The sequence below is a fragment of the Bacillus sp. JK62 genome (assembly GCF_053663455.1).
On sequence record NZ_JBSJQA010000003.1, the window covers coordinates 101,826 to 122,516 of the forward strand.

The window sequence follows — 20,691 nt, forward strand, 5'->3', positions numbered from 1 at the left end:
AGGGGATGACGGTATTTGTTTACTGTATTAAAAAAGCTCGCGTGGTTTTTTAAAGCCTATTGGCTGCGCTATACGACAGCGATTGTTCTGTTATTGATTGTGAATGTCATTGAGATGTTTCCGCCTAAACTTCTCGGTAACGCGATAGACGATATGAAGGCGGGCGTGTTTACGAAAAGCGGGATGATGTTTTACATATGTGTTTTTCTCGCATTAACGGCAGCCGTCTATTTACTGTCTTATTTTTGGATGTATCAGCTTTTCGGCGGGGCGAATGTCATGGAGAAGATTCTCCGATCAAAACTGATGGGAAGGCTTCTTCAAATGTCACCGCCGTTTTACGAGAAATACAGAACGGGCGATTTAATGGCGCGGGGGACAAATGACCTGCAGGCCGTCAGTATGACGACGGGCTTCGGGGTCTTAACGCTCGTTGATTCGACGATGTATATGCTGACGATATTTTTGACAATGGGGCTTCTCATCAGCTGGAAGCTGACATTTGCCGCGATTATTCCGCTGCCGATAATGGCGGCTGCGGTCAGCCTGTACGGAAAAAAGATCCATGAGCGGTTTACGGAAGCGCAGGATGCTTTCGGATCATTAAATGACAAGGTGCTGGAGTCGGTATCCGGCGTCCGGGTCATCCGGGCTTTCGTACAGGAAAAAAATGATGTCAGCCGGTTCGGTGATATGACGGCGGATGTATATGAGAAAAATATGAAGGTGGCGTTTATCGATTCACTTTTTGAACCGACTGTGAAACTTCTCGTCGGCCTCAGCTATCTCATCGGTCTCGGCTACGGCGCTTATCTCGTTTTTCAAAACCGGCTGACGCTGGGAGAGCTGGTATCGTTTAACGTGTACCTTGGAATGATGATCTGGCCGATGTTTGCGATTGGAGAATTAATCAATATCATGCAGCGCGGCAATGCCTCCTTGGATCGTGTCAATGAGACGCTTTCCTATGAGCCTGACGTGATCGGGCCCAAGCGCCCCGCCGGCATCAAGGAGCCCGGGCGTCTTGTTTTTGAACAAGTGACTTTCACGTATCCGAGCGGAGCGGGACCGGCGGTTTCCGATGTATCTTTTTCCGTAGAAAAAGGGCAGACACTCGGCATTGTCGGGAAGACGGGAAGCGGAAAGACGACGATCATTAAGCAGCTGTTGCGTGAATATCCGCCCGGGGCGGGAGCAATCACGTTTACAGGCGTTCCGATTCAGGAGATCCCGCTTGAGGAGCTCCGCGGGTGGATCGGCTATGTGCCGCAGGATCATATTTTATTTTCTAAGACTGTAAAGGAGAATCTGCTTTACGGACGGCAGGATGCAAACGAAGAGGAAATCGGCGGCGCGTTGAAAGATGCGCATTTTGAAAACGATATCGGCATGCTTTCCGACGGGCTTGAGACGCTTGTCGGCGAGAAGGGCGTAGCGCTCTCGGGCGGACAAAAGCAGCGCATTTCAATTGCGAGAGCGCTTTTGACCGATCCTGACATTCTCATATTAGATGATTCGCTTTCTGCCGTAGACGCGAAAACGGAAGCCGCCATCATTGACAGCATCCGTAAAAAACGGCGGCATAAAACAACGATTATCACCACCCACCGGCTCTCGGCAGTTGAACACGCAGATCTCATTCTCGTCATGGATGAAGGCCGGGTATCTGAAAGAGGCACGCACCGGGAGCTATTGGAGCAGAACGGCTGGTATCGAAAACAATATGAGAGGCAGCAGCTGTTCTCTCTTGAAGAAGGGGGGACGGGCGCATGAAGACCGGGAGAAGATTATGGAATTACGCGCTTCAATATAAGAAGCTGCTGATATGGGCGGTCGTCCTGCTCATTATTGCGGTCGGCACTGAGCTGACCGGCCCGTTTATCGGAAAAAAAATGATTGACGACCACATTCTCGGCATTGAAAAAACATGGGTTAAAGCCTCTGCGGACGATCCGGGCGCCGTCAGGTTCCGGGGGCATGATTATGTCAGGGAGGACCGGCTCAAACCGGAGGCGGATAAAACCGGAGAGGCGCACATTTATCAAGTCGGTGCGGGCTACTATTTTGTTGACCGTCCCGTCAGTTTTGACGGAAACCGTTCGGTGGCTGACGACCGGCTGACAATATCAAACGGTAAAGAAAGCAGGTCATATCCCGCCATTAGGTTATCAAGACAGGAGATTTTTGAATTTTACCGTCCGGAAATAAAAGGATTGCTGACGTTGACCGCCATTTACGCGGGACTGCTCATGTTTTCCGTATGTTTTCATTACGGTCAGCATTATCTGCTGCAGATGGGAGCGAACCGGATCATACAGCGCATGAGGCAGGATGTATTTTCACACATTCAGAAAATGCCGATCCGCTACTTTGATAATCTGCCTGCCGGAAAAGTCGTGGCTCGTATTACGAATGACACAGAAGCGGTCAGGGATTTATATGTAACGGTGCTGTCGACATTTATCACAAGCGGCGTTTATATGCTCGGCATTTTTACGGCGCTGTTTATGCTTGACGTCAGGCTGGCCGCCGTTTGTCTTCTGATTATTCCGATTTTAATGATCTGGTCGGTTGTGTACCGCAAATACGCATCCGTCTTCAACCAAAAAATCCGTTCTATTAACAGTGACATCAATGCGAAAATGAATGAGTCCATTCAAGGAATGCCGATTATTCAGGCGTTCCGCCGCGAGAAGGAAACGATGAAGGAATTTGAAGAATTGAATGAAGCTCATTTCCGCTACAAAAACAAAATGCTGTCCTTAAATTCCCTCATGTCCCACAGTCTTGTCAATGTGTTGCGCAATCTGGCGTTTGTCGGGCTGATCTGGTATTTCGGAGGCGCGAGTCTGAGTGCGGCCGGAATTGTTTCGATCGGTGTTTTATATGCATTTGTTGATTATTTAAACCGTTTGTTCCAGCCGGTTACGGGGATTGTCAACCAATTTTCGAAGCTTGAATTGGCCCGTGTCTCTGCCGCCAGAGTATTCGAGCTTTTACAGGAGGAGGAAACGGAAGAAGAAGGCGCTCCCGCAGACAGAAAGGCGGAAGGGACAGTGGAATTCCGCGATGTTTCTTTTGGATATCGAAAGGGAGAAGAGGTGCTGAAACACATCAGCTTTACAGCTGAAAAAGGGGAGACGGTCGCCCTCGTCGGCCATACGGGTTCCGGCAAAAGCTCTATCCTGAATCTTCTGTTCCGTTTTTATGATGCCGAAAAAGGCGATATCCTGCTGGACGGAAAAAGCATATACGGCATGTCAAGACAGGAGCTGAGGTCGCATATGGGCATTGTGCTGCAAGATCCGTATCTTTTCTCTGGAACGATCGGCTCCAATGTGACCCTCGATGATCAGCGTATTTCTTTGGAGCAGGCGGAAGAAGCGCTTCGCCAAGTCGGCGCCGCAAGTCTTCTGCAATCTTTGCCGAAGGGCATCAGAGAGCCCGTCACTGAAAAAGGCGGCACACTGTCCTCAGGCCAGCGTCAGCTGATTTCTTTTGCAAGAGCGCTTGTGTTCGATCCGGCCATTTTAATTTTGGATGAGGCGACGGCGCACATTGACACCGAAACAGAAGCAGTCATTCAAAAAGCGCTGCAAGTCGTTCAAGAAGGGCGCACGACATTTATTATCGCCCATCGGCTTTCCACGATCAGACACGCAGACCAGATTCTCGTGCTGGAAAAGGGCCGCATCATTGAAAAGGGAAGCCATGACGAATTAATGGCGCAAAAGGGGCAGTACCATCAAATGTATGAATTACAGAAAGGAACGGCGAAATCCGCGGTGTAATCGGAAAGGGTGAATCAAAAAGATTCGCCCTTTTTTTCATTCAGTAAGCCAGTCCTACCCGTTTTCTGACAAACTGCGGGCTGATCAGCTCGCGGTACAGAAAATGCGCCGTGTCTCCGACTGTGATTTCGGCGCCGTCTTCAGGAAGGCGATCCTGTTCGAACCGGTAAACTCCGGCAGCGTCTCCGTCAGGAAGGTAGGTAGGGCAGATGATCGTCCAGTCAAGATCCTCTGCCAGCAGCATCTCGTATACGCGGGCGTGTTCCTTTGCGGCTCTTGTTGATTTTCGTTTTGATTCTGCCGATTCAAAACGGTATTGATCAGGCATAAGCCGTGATTGAAGGATACCCGCGGTGCCGATCGTAATCAGACGCTGAACATGATGCCGTTTCATGCCGTCTATTATATGGGTCATAGCGGCTGAAAGGGTATCGTCACCGTCCGTGCCGAGACAGCTCACGACTGTGTCCGCTTTGGAAATCAATCGGCTTACATCTTCCCGCCGCCTCGCATTCCCTGTTATGATCTGTTTTTCAGGAATGGGAAGGACTGTTCCGGCTGATCTGACAAGAGCGAATATTTCCATGTGTCCATGTTTCTGCGCTTCTTTTATAAAAGCCTGTCCGACTCTTCCCGTTGCTCCGAGTAAAGCGATGTTCATGTAAAAAACCTCCTCGCCGCTCATTATATCATTCAAAGCAGCGGGGAAAAGAATGCCTGTGAATAAACGGGAAATGGTGGGCAACATATTCATTGACCAAAGAAACACTTACGAACTGAAACAGCTCCCAATTGACTGAGGCAATGAATGACATGTTTTCCCTCCTTTTTTCCTAGGGTATGTGAAATAGGAAAAAAGGGTGACGGCATAAAAGAAGACGCGGTATCCCGCGCCTTCTGTAAGCCATTTATTGAGTTATTGTACGCCTTGGCCGCCCATGTTCTGCTGTGCGAAAGATACTAAACGTTTCGTGATTTCTCCTCCGACAGAACCGTTTGCACGAGAAGTTGTTTCTCCGCCAAGGTTTACGCCGAACTCAGAAGCAATTTCGTATTTCATTTGGTCGATTGCTTGAGCAGCGCCGGGTACTAATAGTTGGTTTGAAGAGTTGTTGTTTGCCATTTGTATGATCTCCTTTATTAAGTAGTATGGTTGGGTTTGCTGGAATTGCACCAGCCGATGATTTTCGGAATGAAAACCATTGCCAGCTCGGCTTCACCCAATGCTGTTTGCCGCTTTGTACTACGTATTATGGTGAATCAAACGGCATCTCATTCGGAAAACCGGGTGGTAAATAGCGGAAGGGAAAAGAAAAGCCCAGCCTGATGCGGCTGAGCTTTTAGCTTTCAGTCATATATGTGATAAAGCATTAATTCATGCAGCTCTTTTACGAGCGCCGGCTCTTCTTTTCCCGGATGTGTGTGTCCCCATTCAATGTCACCGGACTTATGGTAAATCCCTTCGTAATGCGTACCCTGCCAGTAAAATGAAATCCGCCATCCGGGCAGTTTCTCTTTTTTGAATAACGGTTTCCAGCTGAAGTGCGAAATCATGACGTTCACGCTCCTTGTGGGAAATGTTGATCTTGTTCATTGTAGCTCATCATTCTGTGCCTGTCCCGGGTAAAACCAAAAAAAGACAGCCTCACCGCCAAAGTTTTTCCGGGGCGGTGATGGACCGTTCTGATAAATAGGACGCGTATTCAAAATTTCTCCGTTTTGTCAGGTAATCGACCGATCTCAGCTTCGGATGGGAAAAAATGCTGCGCCCGGGGCGGGAATTGGCTTCAAACATCCAAACTTTCCCTGAATGATCGACGCCGAGGTCAAAACCGATTTCGCCGATAAAACCTTCAATGTGCTCATTTAACACGCGGCTGACCGCCAAGGCGGCTTTTGAAAGTTTCCGCATCATGCCGACTCTCTCTCGCGGATCGCCGTATAATTCAGCTAACGTCCTGACTTCTCCGCCGGTTGCCAGATGCGTCGTGATGCTGTTTTCACCGGAAATTTTTGCCGCGATGGCCGTCACTGTCCATTTCCCCTCGGCGTTTTTATTCGTGTGCACCCTGAAATCGACGGGGCGTCCATCCAGCCGGATCAGGTCAATGCCTTGCTGAATTAAAAATGCGGACGGGTCATTGTTTTCTTTAAATGATTTCATGAAGGATGCCGCATCTGAATACTCTGCCGTCACCACCGTTTTTTCCTCATTCGTGTGTTTGACAGATAAGCCGGCATCTGTTTTTTCCACCCTGTAAATCCCCGTTCCGAGTGCGCCGTCTGCAGGTTTGATATAGACGGTGTCAAATGTGTTGCATAACGTCTCTAACGCTTCTGCATTCGGGTGCAGGACAGATTTTGGCAGAAGTGAAGCGGTGAGACTGTTTTTTTCCAGAAGCTTATGAATGTCCCATTTATTAAAGAATTGCGGATTAAACCACGGAATCTGATAGTCATTCATCAGCCTCTGTTTTGTCTGCTGTAAAAGCGGAACTCCTTCCGTTTTTCGGCTCGGGAGCCTGTCATATACGACATTCGGAAGCGGGACGGCCGTCCGTTTCCAGCTGTTTTCTTTATAAATCAGCGCTTGGACGGTGCCTTCTTCCCAGTTGATCTGATGAGCCCCGAAAACGAAACAATATCCGTTCGCCTGTTCATGAAGTGAGAGCATCTTGGAAAAGAAGGCTGTACGGTCTCTTAACGGGCGGGACGGCGATGATGTGAACCCGGCTGTGAAAACGCCGATCAGCGGTCCGATGTGCACCGTCTGGCCGTGTATGAGAAAGTCAGCCCGGCTTTTATACGGTATCAACAGCTCCTCAAACAAATCTTCAGAAAGGAGCGCGCTTTTTTCAAGTGATTGAGAAAAGGCTACACGGCATTTGACAACCTTGGTCCCGAAGGCAGCGGATAAAAGCCCTTCCCGTTTCATGGAGGAGGGGAGAAACAGCGTATTTTTGCTTTTTTTATCGATGCCGACAATCATCCCTTTATGATTCACGCGGTAATACTCCTTTCCTGCTTTCCTGTGACTGAAGTTCGCGGAAGCGTCTCAGCGGACCCGTATACAAATCCTCTTTCGCCTCCGGAGCCACGCTTAAAATAGCTTTCCGTCCCGGCTTTGAATTGACATCCAAAAGCCAGATGCGTCCGTCTTTGGCATAACAAATATCGAGCCCCAGCTCAAACAGCGGTCCGAACCGTTCATCAAGGAAATAAGGGACGGATTGGGTGATCGAAAAGACATCATCCAATAAAACGGCCTGCTGCTTTCTCGGAATTTCCTCAAACCATGTGTCAAACTTAATCGGTTCTGATCCTCCGGGCAAATGAGATAAAAGACCGTTCTGATAACCCCTTCTGACCGCTTTTCCGACCGTTTCCCAAACGCCTGACTCCGTTTTGCGCATGAAAATGCGGATGTCGCACGGATGCCGTTCTTTATCCTGGATATTTAAGTAGGATTGAAGCAAATAGCGGTGCTGCAGCACTTTTTTGCACCAAGACTTAAAAGACACGTGATTGGAAAATGATTTTGTTTGTTTGTTTTTTCCGATATAGTAAGTGGCCGTAATTGATTTTTTGCCTGTTTCAAGCAGGATGATGCCTCTGCCTCCCGCGCCGAAAGCGGGCTTAAGTATACATGCTTTTTCCTTGGCTAAGTATGATTGCACCTGTTCATAGCGGCTGACTTCGGCCGTTTCAGGAATATAGGGACTGATCAGGTGATGCTTTTGGAGCGCATCCGTGACCGTCCATTTATCAGGAAGCCCCCGCCCGATAAATTCCGTTTTCGGATATTTTTTCAGCCATTCGACGATCGGTTTGGCTTTTTGCGCTTCAGCGGATTTTCCGTAAAAACAGCGGTCGTAAATATATTCGGGAATATCGATTTCCGTTTCGTTCCACTTTCCGCTTTGCGGGTGATAGACGAGCGCTTTCACGCGCAAAGAATCCGGAAATATATCAAACGGTGTAAAGCGGGCTAAGCGCACATTATATTGAGGCGCTCTTTCAGCCAATTCCCCGGCGTAATCTTCTTCGTGCCGGCGGGATACAGACATAAAACCGAGTGTTGTCATATTATTACTCCCCCTTTATTCAAAAAGCCGCTGATGGAACGGCCCTTCCATCCAATAAATATGCTAAGCCCATCATAAAAGATGATCTACTGTAAAGAGTACGAAACAGCATCTTGCCTTATTCCTCACAAACAACAATTCAGGTTCTTCATTTGCCCGCATGCCCGCCAGCCTCTATAATACGAATAGATATATCATCAAGAAAATAGAACATAAGATGGAGGCAGAAGAAAAGGAATGGGCATAGCAGGAACGTTTCTATTTATGATTGTGATCGGAGCCGCGATCGGCGCGGTGACGAATCATCTTGCCATTCAGATGTTATTTCGTCCGTACCGGCCGTATTACCTGTTCGGAAAACGGGTTCCGTTTACGCCGGGGCTGATCCCGAAAAGACGGGATGAATTGGCAAAACAAATGGGGCTCATGGTGACGAACCACCTTTTAACCCCGGAAGGAATAAAAAAGCGGCTTTTATCAGATACCGTTAAAAACCAGGCGCTTCTTTTCGCCGAACAATTCACGCAAAAAATGGCCGCTTCCGAGATGACGGTGCACGAAGCTTTGGCCGCCGCGGGCATCCGGAATCCGCAGGAAAAGACGGATGCCTGGATTGATCGTTTTACCGATGAAAAGCTTTCGGACCTGTACCGGAAATATGAGCACCGCGCCATAAAAGACTGGCTTCCTGATGAGCTGCAGGAAAAGCTGGATGAAAAAATCCCGCTGGCCGCAGATTATATCCTGAAGCGGAGCATTGATTATTTTGAGAGCGAAGAAGGGAAAGACAGGCTCGGAAATATGATTGACGACTTTTTGAATTCCCGGGGGATGCTCGGCGGCATGGTGCAGATGTTCCTCGGCAATTCAAGCTTGGCAGACCGTGTGCTGCCTGAGCTGTTAAAGTTTTTGCGCAATGAGGAAACGAAAAAGCTTCTGGCTGATCTGCTTTCTCAAGAATGGGGCAAGCTCAAATCTTATACACTTTATGAGGCCGATGAAAAGTGGAATGCGAAAGATCTGCTGTTCAGCATGAAAAAGCGGGCTTTGGCCGCACTTCAAACCGCGCCCTTTTTCGAATGCCGGATCGGTGACATCATCTCCCGTTATGAAGGGGAGATTACGGGGACGTACGCGCCGAAGCTGCTTGATGCGGCACTCGGCAGTATTGCCGCTCATTTGGAGGATGTGCTGAAACGGCTGCGTCTTGAGGAAGTGGTCAAAGAGCAGGTTGATCAGTTTCCCGTTGAACGGCTGGAAGAAATGGTGCTGTCGATTTCCAAGAGAGAATTTAAGATGATAACGTATTTAGGCGGTCTGCTCGGCGGGATAATCGGAGCAATTCAGGCTTTGTTTGTCATTCTTTTCTAAGGAAAACATACGCCGATGATGAAAGTCGCTCCGCAGTCTGTTATAGTGGAGTGGTATGTCCGAAAGGAAGAAAGGAGCGGTTACTATGGCAGTTCATTTTTATGATGCAGCATATGATCTTGAAAAAGCTTTGCGAAACAGTGATGAATACAGCCGTCTGAGAGGGCTTTATGATCAAGTAAACGCAGATGAATCCGCAAAACGCATGTTTGATAACTTCCGCAATGTACAGCTGCAGCTGCAGCAGAAGCAGATGTCAGGTGAAGAAATCACTCAGGAAGAGGTAGAGCAGGCACAAAAAACCGTTGCTCTCGTACAGCAGCATGAATTGATTTCTCAGCTGATGGAAGCGGAACAGCGCATGAGCATGCTGATCGGCGAGTTAAACAAAATCATTATGAAACCTCTTGAAGAGCTTTACGGCAGCCCGCAATAAGCTTCAAACCCCTCCATGTATGAAATGGAGGGGTTTTTTTATTCAACAGAAAAATCAAGAGAACCTTTTACCGTTCCGTTAATGATGACAGACAGAGTGTGAATTCCCCGATAATGCTTGCGGGTGGTTAAATCTTTAAGGGAATGATGTTTGCTGAAGGCTTTTACGTCTCCGTTATCCATGGCGGACTCCGACATCTTAAACACCTTGCGGCTGCGGTGCCCCCTTTTCTTTACAAAATCAATCGCGTATTCAACCCTGACTTTTTGCCGGGCGGATGAGCGGATCTGAAAAGAAAAATGTATGCTTGTTCCGATGGCGGCCGTTTCCGGATTCAGTGTAAAACGTTCCAATGAAATCCGGGAGGCGTCTTCAAACCCGAAAATCGCAAGCGCCTGTTTGTCTCCTCTTTTTAACAGTGTCCTGCAGGCGTGCTTCAAAATCCAATCCGTGTGCGGACAGCTTCCGAACCGCTCGGCTGCGATCTGTGCCAGAACATCCGGATGTGTTTTGGAGATGTCATTCAGGTTATTCGCCACGCTTTTTCTGACATATAACGAGTCATCCTGCATCAAGCGGTCCAGAACAGGGAGAATCGGAGAAGGGTCGTCAAGAAGAGCCGGAATGGAGATTCCCCACGGCAGGCGCGGTCTTGAGCCTTCGCTGGCAAGCCTTCTGACATGTTCGTCCGGATGCTCCGTCCAGGAAAGGAACTCTTTGAACATCCTCTCCCGGTCAAGCCTGATATACGGGCGGACCGCAAATTCGGAAGTGGAAAAACGAGTGAAAAACTGAAGCGCCTTCATTGATGCTTCCCAGTGATCCGTTCCGTACTGTTGGACATAATCGGGAAAAATAATCCCGGCGAGCCCTGTGAAATGGGGAGCTGTCTCGTATAAGACGTCAAGGGCCCGTATGTAATCCTTCGGCAGTGTTTCATATAAAGAGTCTGTGATCCGGCGCATCCGCTGTTTTAACGTCAGTCCGGGCCAATCTTCCTGAAACATCAGCGCCCGGCACTTGTCCCGCTCAAAAGCCGGGTACGCCGATTTGATTCTGTTCAGAAGTGCTTCTGCAAATTCTTCGTTATAAATATCTTTTAATAGAGACATGACAGTCACCGCTTTTTTTCTTTTATTATATGCGAATATATGTTCCCTTTCAACTTTATCATACATTCAGCACAGATATTTCCCCTGATTTTTTTAGTTAAAAAAACCCTTGTTTTTTAACAATATTATTGAGATAATAACTCTGAAAGCGCCTACACTTACAGATGATCTAAGGATACGGTCGCCTATACTGCCTGGTATGTTAAGGGGTAGCAACAGAGAGTAAGTGAAACGAGCGCATCAACGGTCAAATAAGGGGTTCCTGATATATTTCGTAAATAGAAATGCACATTGGGGAGAAGGCAGCAAATCGATCGTATCCCAACAAAACGACAGTTCAAAGTCTGCTTGAGGCAGGCTTTTTTGCTGCGGAGAAAAGGTTGTTCTAAACAAAGAGACAGGGTCATATCCTAATGACAAGTACAGTCATCAAGGAGGGGGACTTCTCTGTGTCAAAACAAATGCTGGCGTTAAATATAGACGGAGCGCTTCTTCGCTCCAACGGCAAACTTCATCAGACGACAAAGGATGCCATCGAATACGTCAAGAAAAAAGGAATTTACGTCACACTGGTCACAAACCGCCATTTTCGCTCCGCTCAAAAAGTGGCGAAAATATTAAAGCTTGATGCAAAATTGATTACCCACAGCGGCGCATACATTTCTGAAAAAATAGATGAGCCGTTTTTTGAAAAGAAAATATCAGAAGATCACACGTTTAATATCGTTCAGGTGCTGGAAAGCTATCAATGCAATATCCGGCTTCTTCACGAAAAATATTCGATCGGAAACAAGAAGAAAGTGAACTCCAATCTGGTCGGGAAAACGATGATTCATCCGTCTGATCCGATTTTTTATCCGGTGCAGTTTGTCGAATCATTAAGTGACCTGCTCCTTGATGAGCCGGTTTCAGCGCCCGTCATTGAAGTGCATGCTGAAGATGGCCTGCAGGCTGATATAACGGATACGATAATGAAAGCATTCCCGGCCGTCGATGTGATCCGCGTCAACGGAGAAAAACTGAACATCGTGCCTAAAGGGGTTTCAAAAGAAAGCGGACTTTCGATGGTCGCCGCTGATCTCGGGCTTTCAATGGAAGAGGTTGTAGCTATCGGCCATCAGGAAGATGATCTGCCGATGATCGAGCTGGCCGGTCTCGGCGTCGCGATGGGGAATGCCTCAAATGAATTAAAAAGAAAAGCGGACTGGGTGACAAGGTCAAATGATGAACAGGGAGTCGCCTATATGATTAAGGAATATTTCCGCATGCAGCACCGCAAAGGCTTTCTCGATAAGTTCCATATGAAACGGCCGTAATCAAGAGCCGCAGACGCGAAACGCCGGTCTGCGGCTTTTTCGCGGATTGATTTTAGCCTGTTCTTTCTGTACACTAAAGAAAGTTTTGAATCTGAAAAATAAGGTGATCACATTGCAAATAAAAATAGACGGCATAACGGATGACAGGCTGCATCGTCCGCTGCAAAACATCGCGAATTTATTTTTTGAAGAGTGTGTTCTTGCGTACGGCGAAACGGAGGAACCCTCTGATCTCGTCATCTCACTTGCCATTTCTCAAGATGCAGACAGCGTGTCGGTATCCGGAGAAATCAAAGGAACCGGCGAAAAGGAACATCACACGAAACCGCTTCTTGCCGGATGGAGCGAAAAAGAAGTATTTAAACAGGTGAAAAACACGCTGTCATATGTCTACTTAAATCTTCTTCAATCACATACGGGCATGACACAAAAATGGGGAATCTTAACCGGCATCAGGCCTACTAAACTTCTTCATAAAAAGCTGCAGAGCGGCCTGACAAAAGAAGAGGCGCATGCCGATCTGAAAAAAGATTATCTGATCCATGATGAAAAAATCAATCTGATGCAGGAGATTGTCGACCGTCAGCTCGCTGCGGTTCCCGATCTGTACCGGGTCAAAGATGAAGTCAGCATATATATCGGCATCCCGTTCTGCCCGACAAAATGCGCCTACTGCACGTTTCCGGCTTATGCCATTCAAGGACAGGCGGGAAGAGTCGGCTCCTTTTTATGGGGGCTTCACTATGAAATGCAGAAAATCGGAGAATGGCTGAAGCGGCATGATATCAAAGTGACGACCATTTATTTCGGCGGCGGCACGCCGACAAGCATTACCGCTGAAGAAATGGATCTTTTATATGAAGAAATGGTCCGCTCTTTCCCGGATGTCGCGAATATTAGGGAGATTACCGTTGAAGCGGGCCGTCCCGACACGATTACGGAGGAAAAGCTGGCCGTTTTAAATAAGTATAAGATTGACAGAATCAGCATCAACCCGCAATCTTATGAAAACGAAACGCTAAAGGCCATCGGCAGACACCATACAGTTGAAGAAACCATCGAAAAATACCATCTTTCCCGCAAACACGGCATGAATAATATCAACATGGACCTGATCATCGGCCTGCCGGGAGAAGGGACGGCTGAGTTCAGGCACAGTCTTGAAGAAACGGAAAAGCTGATGCCTGAATCTTTGACCGTTCATACGCTTTCTTTTAAACGGGCGTCAGAAATGACGAGAAACAAGCATAAGTATAAAGTTGCCGACAGGCAGGAAGTATCCCGCATGATGGATGACGCCGTCCGCTGGACAAAAGAGCACGGCTATACGCCGTACTACTTGTACCGGCAGAAAAACATTCTCGGAAACCTAGAAAATGTCGGCTACTCTTTCCCGGGTCAGGAGAGCATCTACAACATTATGATTATGGAAGAAGTGCAGACGATTATCGGTATCGGCTGCGGCGCGGCAAGCAAATTCATTCATCCGGAAACCGGAAAAATCACGCACTTCGCCAATCCGAAAGACCCGAAATCATATAATGACCGATTCGAGCATTATACAGAAGAGAAAATCAAATACTTAGATGAGATGTTCGTCAAATCTGCATTATAATATCAAAAACGGCACGGAATCAGCGTGCCGTTTTTTTATGTTTAACCGTCTGTAAAAACGGGAAAAGATCATCAGACTGTTATTCGCAAGAGGTGCATAATATGTATGATGTCATAGGAGCGGGAATCGGGCCGTTTAATTTAGGGCTTGCCGCATTGTTAGAGGATATACCCGGAACAGACGCTCTTTTTTTCGATAAAAAGAAAGAATTTGCGTGGCATCCCGGTCTATTAATTAAAGGAACGGATTTACAGGTGGCGTTTCTGGCGGACCTGGTCACGCTCGCCGATCCGAAAAGCCGCTACACGTTTTTAAACTTTCTCCATGAACATGACCGGCTGTACCGGTTTTATACGTTTAATGAATTTGATATTCCGAGACGGGAATTTAACGACTATTTAAGCTGGGCGGCTTCAGAAATCAAATCATGCCGTTTCGGCTCAGAGGTAATCGGCGTGAAAAATGCCGGCGGACATTATGAAGTCAGCGTCAAAAACATTGAGGACGGAAGCATCAGTGTCTATCAGACGAAGCATTTCGTCATGGGGACGGGGTCTGAACCGCTTATTCCCGCAGAGATTGATGACGGGGCGCGTCAGGACACGATGGTCAGCACGGAATATTTGTTCCGGAAAGACGAGCTCGCCGGCGCCGAATCAATTACAGTGGTCGGCTCCGGACAGAGCGCCGCGGAGATCTTTTCTGACTTATTGCATGATGAACAATACCGCCGCAGCCGGCTGCAATGGGTGACACGCTCCGCCGGATTTCGAGAATTGGAAACCGCCAAGCTCGGGCAGGAAATGTTTACACCTGATTATGTGGAATATTTTAACCGCCTGCCTTTTAAAGAACGGCTGAACACACTCCCTGAGCTGGACGGACTGCGCCACGGCATTGATTCTGACACACTTGCCGCCATTTACGATGCCCTGTATCACAGATCGATCAGCGGAGGTTCACCTGACGTGTATATTCAGCCGATGGCGGAGCTTGAAAAAATTGAAAAGCAAAACGGGCGCTGCGTACTGAGCTTTCATCAATGGCAGATGGATGAAACCTTTACGGCCGATTCAGAAAAAGTGATATTGGCGACCGGCTTTAAACCTCATATTCCGGAATGGTTTACGGCAATTGCCCCCGATATTGAATGGGAGGATGAGAAACGGTTTAAAGTGACGGCCGATTCCCGTCTTGTCTTTAAGGACGACAGGCGGCATCACTTTTTCACATTAACGAATCTTGATCATGCTCACGGAACGGGCGCTACGAATTTGAAGCTGTCTGTTTACAGAAACCAAAAAATCATCAATACCATTCTGGGAAAAGAGCATTTCTCCATTAATAAAAAAACGGCTTTTCAGCAATTTCTTCCCGCTCAAAAAAACTGACCTCTTATGAAGAGGTCAGCTTTTTTTTATGATTTCTGCGGCTTCTTTTCAGGCGTCTTCCATTTGAATATGCTGTTCAGCAGGAGATATATCCGCTTCGATTCTTTCGTGAGCAAAGGGCCGAAGATGGCCAGTATCAAAACATATAAGGCGGCGAAAGGTTTAAGTGAAGCGGACAGGCCGCCGGCGATGCCGAGATTTGCGACGATAATGGAGAATTCGCCGCGGGACACAATGGTCAGCCCGATATTGGACGATGCTTTATGAGAAAGCCCCGCCCGGCGTCCGGCGATCATGCCGGCGATAAAGTTTCCGGCAATCGTCAGCAGAACGGCGCCGAGGGCGAGCCATACCGCATCTCCGAGTGAAAACGGATCAATGCTGAGGCCGAAGCTGAAGAAAAACATGGCGCCGAAAAAGTCACGGAACGGCACGACAAGATGCTCAATCCTGTCAGAATGGGCCGTCTCCGAAAATACGAGTCCGAGCAAGAGCGCGCCGATCGCTTCAGCGACATGAATCGTTTCGGAAAAGCCGGCAATGAAAAAGAGCGCGGCGAAAATGACGATGACAAATACCTCGTTTGAACGGATATCAAGCAGCTTGTTCAGCAGAGGCGGCAATTTCCGAGCGGCAATGAAAAACAGCAGCATATATCCGAAAGCGATCACGATTGACATCAGCGCGCCCCCGACAGACGTCGCGTCTCCCAGAACAAGCCCGGAAACGACGGACAAGTAAACCGCCAGAAAGATATCCTCAAACATAATGATGCCGAGAATCAGTTCAGTTTCCGGATTGGCCGTGCGCTTTAAATCGACAAGCACCTTTGCGACAATGGCGCTTGATGATATCGTGATGACGCCCGCCAATACAAGCACTTCCAAAAAGGAAAAGCCCGTGATAAAGCCGTAGATCAGCCCTAAACTGAAATTAATCAGAATATAAATCGTTCCGCCGGCGGCGATTGAACGTCCGGATTTGACTAATTTTCCGACCGAGAATTCAAGCCCGAGGTAAAAGAGGAGGAACAGGACGCCCATCCGTCCGAAAAACTCAATCACTTCCCGGCTTTCGATAAACGTCAGGTCAATGATGCCCGCTTGGGGCGCGTGCGGCCCGACAAGCATTCCTAAAATGATCAGGAAGGGGATGATCGAGAATTTAATTTTATTGGCGATGACACTCGCAATGGCCACAAGAACTAACGCCGTACCGACTTCAAATACGAGATGATCCATAAACAGATCACACTCCGTCTCTGGAGAGGAAGTCTTGGATCAGTTTTTTCAGATGCTTTCTTTCACCTGAGAGGACGAGTGTATCGTTTGCTTCAAGGAGCGAATCAGCGCCCGGGTTTAAAAACTTTTTCTGGTCATGCTTAATGATGGCGATAACCGTCACGTCATAGTTTTGGCGCACATCCAGTTCGCCGAGCGTCCGCCCTGCCGCTTTTGCCCCTTTTTCAACTTTAAACCATTCGATAATCAGATCGCTGAACGCCATTTCAATCGATTCAAGCGCCTGCGGTTTGTACACCATCCCGCCGATAATCGCGGCAATCTGTCTTGCTTCCGTATCATCAAGTGAAATGCTTGCCAGAAGCTCATCAGGGTCGCGGTCATCAAATCTGTAAATTTCCCGCCTGCCGTCATCATGAATGATGATCGTCATTTTTTCATGATTTCTCGTTTCGATTTCGAATTTTTTCCCGATGCCGGGCAGATCGTTTTCTTTAATATTCATAAAAAATCCCTCCGGAATATACTGTTTTTACACCGTAAATACAGATTGGCAATGAGAAATGGTCTGATGCCGGAGGTAATTTGACTGGTATTGTATCGGAATGGCGCATGTCCTTTCCATTGTGGAATCAATGAATTGATCAAGAGGTTTGACAGATAACAGGGAGATCATCCGGGATAACGCACCGTATCCTTTTGACAGGCCTTGCGGAGCGGTTTTGGTTTGAACCGGCGTCTTTGCCGATTCCGTTTCCTGCGGGTAAACCGAAATTTGTACATGGCTGTCTGTTTCTGTCACCAATTGGGAAGGAAGAGCGACATCCGAAGGGGGGAACAGCACCATAAAAAAGCTCAGTAATAAGCTGAGTATCACATATTTCATTATCGGTGTTTTTCCCCCCTTTTGTTTTGTATATCAATTTCACTATATAAAAATGTATGTTCAGTTTCAAATGATATGCATTTTTCGGTATCTGTTGACCTTGAAAAATAAAGGAGTTTGGCTTCGGGGGAAGGAATATATCATTTGAACAAAATATGTAAGCGGATTCAAGGAGGGAGTAAACATGCAGTATATTTGTTATGAAGAAAAAGGAAAGATCGCAGAGATTGTGCTGAACCGGCCTGACAATTACAACGCGCTGAATGAACAAATGCTCCGGGAATTGGAAAATGCATGCGTTATGGCAGCCAACAGTGAAGCGCTTATCGTCCTCTTGCGGGGGGAAGGCAGGGGATTTTCCGCGGGCGGTGATATCCAGATGATGACGTCTGATCATGATTCAGGAGAATATGAACGGCTCATGAAAATGATTGAATCCATTACGCTGACGCTCTATGATATGAAAAAAATTGTGATAGCCGCCATCCACGGAGCCGCGGCGGGGCTCGGGCTGAGTTTCGCGCTGTGCGCCGATGTGGTGCTCGCCGAAGAAAACGCCCGACTCGCGATGAATTTCATCGGCATCGGATTGGTTCCCGACGGTGGAGGCCATTATTTATTAATGAGACGTGTCGGTGAGATCGAAGCGAAAAAACTGATTTGGAGCGGTGAAAAATTGCCGGCTGAAAAAGCGGTGCGGCTCAAGCTTGCCGACGGGCTGTTCAGCGGCGGCCCTGCGGAGGGGGCACAACCGTATATAGACCGATTGCTGCATGCGCCGCTGTCAGCGATGATTGAAACGAAGGCTATTTATCAGAGCCTTCATATCAGCCGGTTAAAAGACGTTTTGTCTCTTGAACGAAAGGCCCAGGAAAATATGAGAAAAACGGATGATCATAAAGAGGGCATCCGCGCCTTTTTAGAAAAACGGACGCCTCAATTTAACCGGTAAAATACAGAAGCCGGAAAGCTTCTGTTATCTGTGGAATAAAATCAGCTTTCCGGCTTCATTTACCAAGCGGTGAGTACTGTTCTCAAGCTTTTTTTCCTTTAACAAAGCCTCTCCGGCGGCCTTCGCCTCCGCCTCATTATCTGCTTCGATCCGTTCATCCAGCATCGTTTCTCCCGACGCATGGAATGCGGTCAATACATATTGTCCCATCATGTCACCCCCTTTATAGAATGATATTCTGATAAAGAATTTAAAATCCTCCATTAATTTTTACCCATTATTAGTATATAATGGGTCAAGGAAGGAGTTGGATTCGTGCTTACAATTGAAAATGTAACGAAAACATTCGGCAGCTTTACCGCTGTTGACAATTTGAACCTGCAAATACCTGAAAGGGAAATGTTCGGGCTGCTCGGCGCAAACGGCGCGGGAAAAACGACGACCTTTCGGATGATTTTAGGTCTTTTAAGCCTGACTGACGGGCATATCACCTGGAAAGGGAAGCCGGTCAATTATTCCATCAGTGAAAAAATCGGCTATCTCCCGGAAGAGCGGGGGCTGTATCCGAAAGTGAAGGTGAGTGACCAGCTTGTCTATCTGGCGAGACTAAAAGGAATGAGCAAAAAAGAGGCGGAAAAAGAGCTCATGACATGGCTCGAACGCTTCGGCATTACAGATTACAAGAATAAGAAAGTCGAAGAGCTGTCAAAAGGAAACCAGCAGAAAATCCAGTTTATTTCGGCCGTCCTGCATAAGCCTGAACTGCTGATTCTCGATGAACCTTTCAGCGGTCTTGATCCGGTGAATGTCGAGCTGCTGAAAGAAGCGGTTATTTCTTTGAAAAACAGCGGCGTTTCCATCGTTTTTTCAAGCCACCGAATGGAGCATGTGGAAGAACTTTGCGAGAATTTGTGCATTCTCCAGAAGGGAAAACCCGTCGTTCAAGGCAATCTGAAAGACATTAAGCGGTCTTTCGGCAAAAAAAATGTCACCGTTCATTCAGATGATGACCTCAGCTTTTTAAAAACGCATGAAGGTGTCGTGAAATGGAAGGAAACAAATGACGGAATCAGACTGCAGGTCGCGAATGAACCGGTTTCTCAGGATATTTTCCGGGCGCTGCAAGGGAAAGGTTTTATACGGAAGTTCGAATTGGAAGAGCCGTCACTGCATGATATTTTTATAGAAAAGGTGGGGGCCGTATATGAATAAATTTTGGATTATGCTGTTTCATACATATAAAAACAAAATCGCGACAAAGTCATTCATTATTTCGACCGCCATTACCGTTTTATTAGTATTAGCGGTGACCAACCTGCAATCGATTATTTCCGTGTTTCAATCGGATGACGGCAAGCAGCAAATCGCGGTGATTGATGAAACGGGCGGGCTGTACCCGGCGTTTGCAAAACAGCTTAAAGCGGCGGATACAGACAATGATCTGCAGGCAATGGAGACGAAGGAGTCCGAAAAAGATGCCGTAAAGCGTGTCAAAGACGGTGAATGGGACGGACTGTTTATCATCAGACAAGATCAAAAAGGAACGATAACAGGAGCATACAAGGCGCTGACCATTTCCGATGAATCAGCGTATAAACTGCTCAAGCAGGCTTTAACCCAGACAAAAACCGCTGTCGAAACCGCCAAGCTCGGCATTTCGGCAGAAAAAGTCAGCAGCCTCTACACTCCGCCGGAAGTCAGCAAAGACGCGCTGGAAAAAGGGGCGAAATCTGAGGAAGAGCTCGGTCAGGTAATGGGGCTTGTATACATCATGCTGTTTGTCATCTACTTCTCAGTTATCATGTACGCAAGCATGATTGCGATGGAAGTGGCGACGGAAAAATCGTCCCGCGTCATGGAAATTTTAATTTCAAGCATGCCGCCGATTCAGCAGATGTTTGCCAAACTGTTCGGTATCGCGCTCGTGGGGATCACACAGTTTGCGGTGCTGATTGCAGCGGGTTATCTCTCACTGAAGCTGAACCCTCATAATGATGCGTCGTCGCCGATCAGTGCATTTCTCAATTTTACGGATGTTCCTGTCTCGACGATAGTCTATGCCGTCATTTTCTATTTGCTCGGCTATTTTCTTTACGCGACGCTTGCCGCGTTTCTCGGCAGTGTTGTCAGCCGGATAGAGGACGTACAGCAGACGATTCAGCCGATGGTTTTTTTAGTCGTGGCAGGTTTTATGATCGCCATGTTCGGCATCGGTAATCCTGACGCCGGTTTTATTACCGTTACATCTTACATTCCGTTTTTCACGCCGATGATTATGTTTTTACGCGTCGGGATGCTCGATATCCCGTTTTGGCAGGCTGCGGCCGGGATCGCCCTGACACTGGTCACTATCGTGATCTTTGCGGCGGTCGGCGCGAAAATTTACAAAGGCGGCGTATTGATTTACGGAAACGCCAGCGGATTCAAAGCGATCAAACAAGCGCTGCGCATCTCCAAAAAATAAGTGAAACAGCCCGGAACAGCCGGGCTGTTTT

General features: G+C 47.6%; 21 protein-coding genes. 10 read left to right on the top strand and 11 right to left on the bottom strand.

What is annotated here, in order from left to right:
- The first annotated feature begins 15 nt into the window (after window positions 1-15).
- Window positions 16-1,773 carry an ABC transporter ATP-binding protein gene (locus tag ACWJJ4_RS10075; RefSeq protein ID WP_167860022.1) on the top strand — a complete coding sequence of 586 codons (1,758 nt, stop codon included), beginning with the start codon at window positions 16-18 and terminating at the stop codon, window positions 1,771-1,773.
- Window positions 1,770-3,791: an ABC transporter ATP-binding protein gene (locus ACWJJ4_RS10080; protein WP_326374964.1), complete on the top strand. Its 2,022-nt coding sequence runs from the start codon at window positions 1,770-1,772 to the stop codon at window positions 3,789-3,791. Before ACWJJ4_RS10075 ends, ACWJJ4_RS10080 begins: the two co-directional genes overlap by 4 nt.
- A gap of 40 nt (window positions 3,792-3,831) precedes the next feature.
- Here ACWJJ4_RS10080 and ACWJJ4_RS10085 read toward each other — a convergent pair whose 3' ends face one another.
- From ACWJJ4_RS10085 to ACWJJ4_RS10110, 6 genes are all read right to left on the bottom strand, one after another.
- Complete coding sequence (locus ACWJJ4_RS10085) at window positions 3,832-4,452, bottom strand: NAD(P)-dependent oxidoreductase (protein WP_003155285.1); 621 nt, start codon at window positions 4,450-4,452, stop codon at window positions 3,832-3,834.
- Between the two features lie 28 nt (window positions 4,453-4,480).
- Window positions 4,481-4,606 carry a hypothetical protein gene (locus ACWJJ4_RS10090; protein ID WP_003155283.1) on the bottom strand — a complete coding sequence of 42 codons (126 nt, stop codon included), beginning with the start codon at window positions 4,604-4,606 and terminating at the stop codon, window positions 4,481-4,483.
- Window positions 4,607-4,707: 101 nt separating this feature from the next.
- Window positions 4,708-4,914, bottom strand: coding sequence for an alpha/beta-type small acid-soluble spore protein (locus tag ACWJJ4_RS10095; protein ID WP_003155280.1), 207 nt, complete (start codon window positions 4,912-4,914; stop codon window positions 4,708-4,710).
- A 224-nt stretch (window positions 4,915-5,138) separates the two neighbouring features.
- On the bottom strand, window positions 5,139-5,354 hold the full coding sequence (locus ACWJJ4_RS10100) for a YheE family protein (protein WP_012117190.1): 216 nt from the start codon (window positions 5,352-5,354) through the stop codon (window positions 5,139-5,141).
- An 82-nt stretch (window positions 5,355-5,436) separates the two neighbouring features.
- Complete coding sequence (locus ACWJJ4_RS10105; RefSeq protein ID WP_053573527.1) at window positions 5,437-6,795, bottom strand: YheC/YheD family endospore coat-associated protein; 1,359 nt, start codon at window positions 6,793-6,795, stop codon at window positions 5,437-5,439.
- Window positions 6,785-7,876, bottom strand: a complete 1,092-nt coding sequence (locus ACWJJ4_RS10110; RefSeq protein WP_070081574.1) for a YheC/YheD family endospore coat-associated protein — start codon at window positions 7,874-7,876, stop codon at window positions 6,785-6,787. Before ACWJJ4_RS10110 ends, ACWJJ4_RS10105 begins: the two co-directional genes overlap by 11 nt.
- A gap of 237 nt (window positions 7,877-8,113) precedes the next feature.
- On the opposite strand from ACWJJ4_RS10110, the gene ACWJJ4_RS10115 reads away from it, so the two are divergent.
- Together ACWJJ4_RS10115 and ACWJJ4_RS10120 are read left to right on the top strand one after the other, a co-directional pair.
- Window positions 8,114-9,247, top strand: coding sequence for a DUF445 domain-containing protein (locus ACWJJ4_RS10115; protein ID WP_033574472.1), 1,134 nt, complete (start codon window positions 8,114-8,116; stop codon window positions 9,245-9,247).
- Between the two features lie 85 nt (window positions 9,248-9,332).
- A complete protein-coding gene (locus ACWJJ4_RS10120) occupies window positions 9,333-9,683 on the top strand; it encodes a YlbF family regulator (RefSeq protein WP_007409239.1) in 351 nt (116 codons plus the stop codon).
- Window positions 9,684-9,721: 38 nt separating this feature from the next.
- Here the strand turns inward: ACWJJ4_RS10120 and ACWJJ4_RS10125 are convergent, their stop codons facing one another.
- The gene (locus ACWJJ4_RS10125; RefSeq protein ID WP_173612612.1) at window positions 9,722-10,861 is read right to left on the bottom strand and encodes a DNA alkylation repair protein; all 1,140 of its coding nucleotides are present in this window, start codon (window positions 10,859-10,861) and stop codon (window positions 9,722-9,724) included.
- 383 nt (window positions 10,862-11,244) lie between these two features.
- On the opposite strand from ACWJJ4_RS10125, the gene ACWJJ4_RS10130 reads away from it, so the two are divergent.
- From ACWJJ4_RS10130 to ACWJJ4_RS10140, 3 genes are all read left to right on the top strand, one after another.
- Entirely contained in the window at window positions 11,245-12,111 is an 867-nt protein-coding gene (locus tag ACWJJ4_RS10130; RefSeq protein ID WP_031378450.1) for a Cof-type HAD-IIB family hydrolase, read from the top strand.
- Between the two features lie 112 nt (window positions 12,112-12,223).
- Window positions 12,224-13,726, top strand: a complete 1,503-nt coding sequence (locus ACWJJ4_RS10135; RefSeq protein WP_007409236.1) for a coproporphyrinogen III oxidase — start codon at window positions 12,224-12,226, stop codon at window positions 13,724-13,726.
- Window positions 13,727-13,827: 101 nt separating this feature from the next.
- Window positions 13,828-15,117, top strand: a complete 1,290-nt coding sequence (locus ACWJJ4_RS10140) for a lysine N(6)-hydroxylase/L-ornithine N(5)-oxygenase family protein (protein WP_003155267.1) — start codon at window positions 13,828-13,830, stop codon at window positions 15,115-15,117.
- Window positions 15,118-15,143: 26 nt separating this feature from the next.
- On the opposite strand, the gene ACWJJ4_RS10145 is transcribed toward ACWJJ4_RS10140, so the two are convergent.
- The 3 genes from ACWJJ4_RS10145 to ACWJJ4_RS10155 are packed head-to-tail and all read right to left on the bottom strand — an operon-like array spanning window position 15,144 to window position 17,244.
- Window positions 15,144-16,358 carry a cation:proton antiporter gene (locus ACWJJ4_RS10145; protein WP_326360262.1) on the bottom strand — a complete coding sequence of 405 codons (1,215 nt, stop codon included), beginning with the start codon at window positions 16,356-16,358 and terminating at the stop codon, window positions 15,144-15,146.
- Window positions 16,359-16,365: 7 nt separating this feature from the next.
- Entirely contained in the window at window positions 16,366-16,863 is a 498-nt protein-coding gene (locus ACWJJ4_RS10150) for a cation:proton antiporter regulatory subunit (RefSeq protein ID WP_061890517.1), read from the bottom strand.
- 27 nt (window positions 16,864-16,890) lie between these two features.
- Window positions 16,891-17,244 carry a hypothetical protein gene (locus ACWJJ4_RS10155; protein ID WP_007610381.1) on the bottom strand — a complete coding sequence of 118 codons (354 nt, stop codon included), beginning with the start codon at window positions 17,242-17,244 and terminating at the stop codon, window positions 16,891-16,893.
- 184 nt (window positions 17,245-17,428) lie between these two features.
- On the opposite strand from ACWJJ4_RS10155, the gene ACWJJ4_RS10160 reads away from it, so the two are divergent.
- Complete coding sequence (locus ACWJJ4_RS10160) at window positions 17,429-18,196, top strand: enoyl-CoA hydratase (protein WP_454021629.1); 768 nt, start codon at window positions 17,429-17,431, stop codon at window positions 18,194-18,196.
- 24 nt (window positions 18,197-18,220) lie between these two features.
- Here ACWJJ4_RS10160 and ACWJJ4_RS10165 read toward each other — a convergent pair whose 3' ends face one another.
- Window positions 18,221-18,406, bottom strand: a complete 186-nt coding sequence (locus tag ACWJJ4_RS10165; RefSeq protein ID WP_071392043.1) for a YhzD family protein — start codon at window positions 18,404-18,406, stop codon at window positions 18,221-18,223.
- A gap of 105 nt (window positions 18,407-18,511) precedes the next feature.
- Between ACWJJ4_RS10165 and ACWJJ4_RS10170 the strand changes: the two genes are divergently transcribed.
- Both ACWJJ4_RS10170 and ACWJJ4_RS10175 read left to right on the top strand, forming a co-directional pair.
- Window positions 18,512-19,408: an ABC transporter ATP-binding protein gene (locus ACWJJ4_RS10170; protein WP_003155257.1), complete on the top strand. Its 897-nt coding sequence runs from the start codon at window positions 18,512-18,514 to the stop codon at window positions 19,406-19,408.
- Entirely contained in the window at window positions 19,401-20,660 is a 1,260-nt protein-coding gene (locus tag ACWJJ4_RS10175) for an ABC transporter permease (protein ID WP_102421684.1), read from the top strand. Before ACWJJ4_RS10170 ends, ACWJJ4_RS10175 begins: the two co-directional genes overlap by 8 nt.
- Window positions 20,661-20,691: the final 31 nt, after the last annotated feature.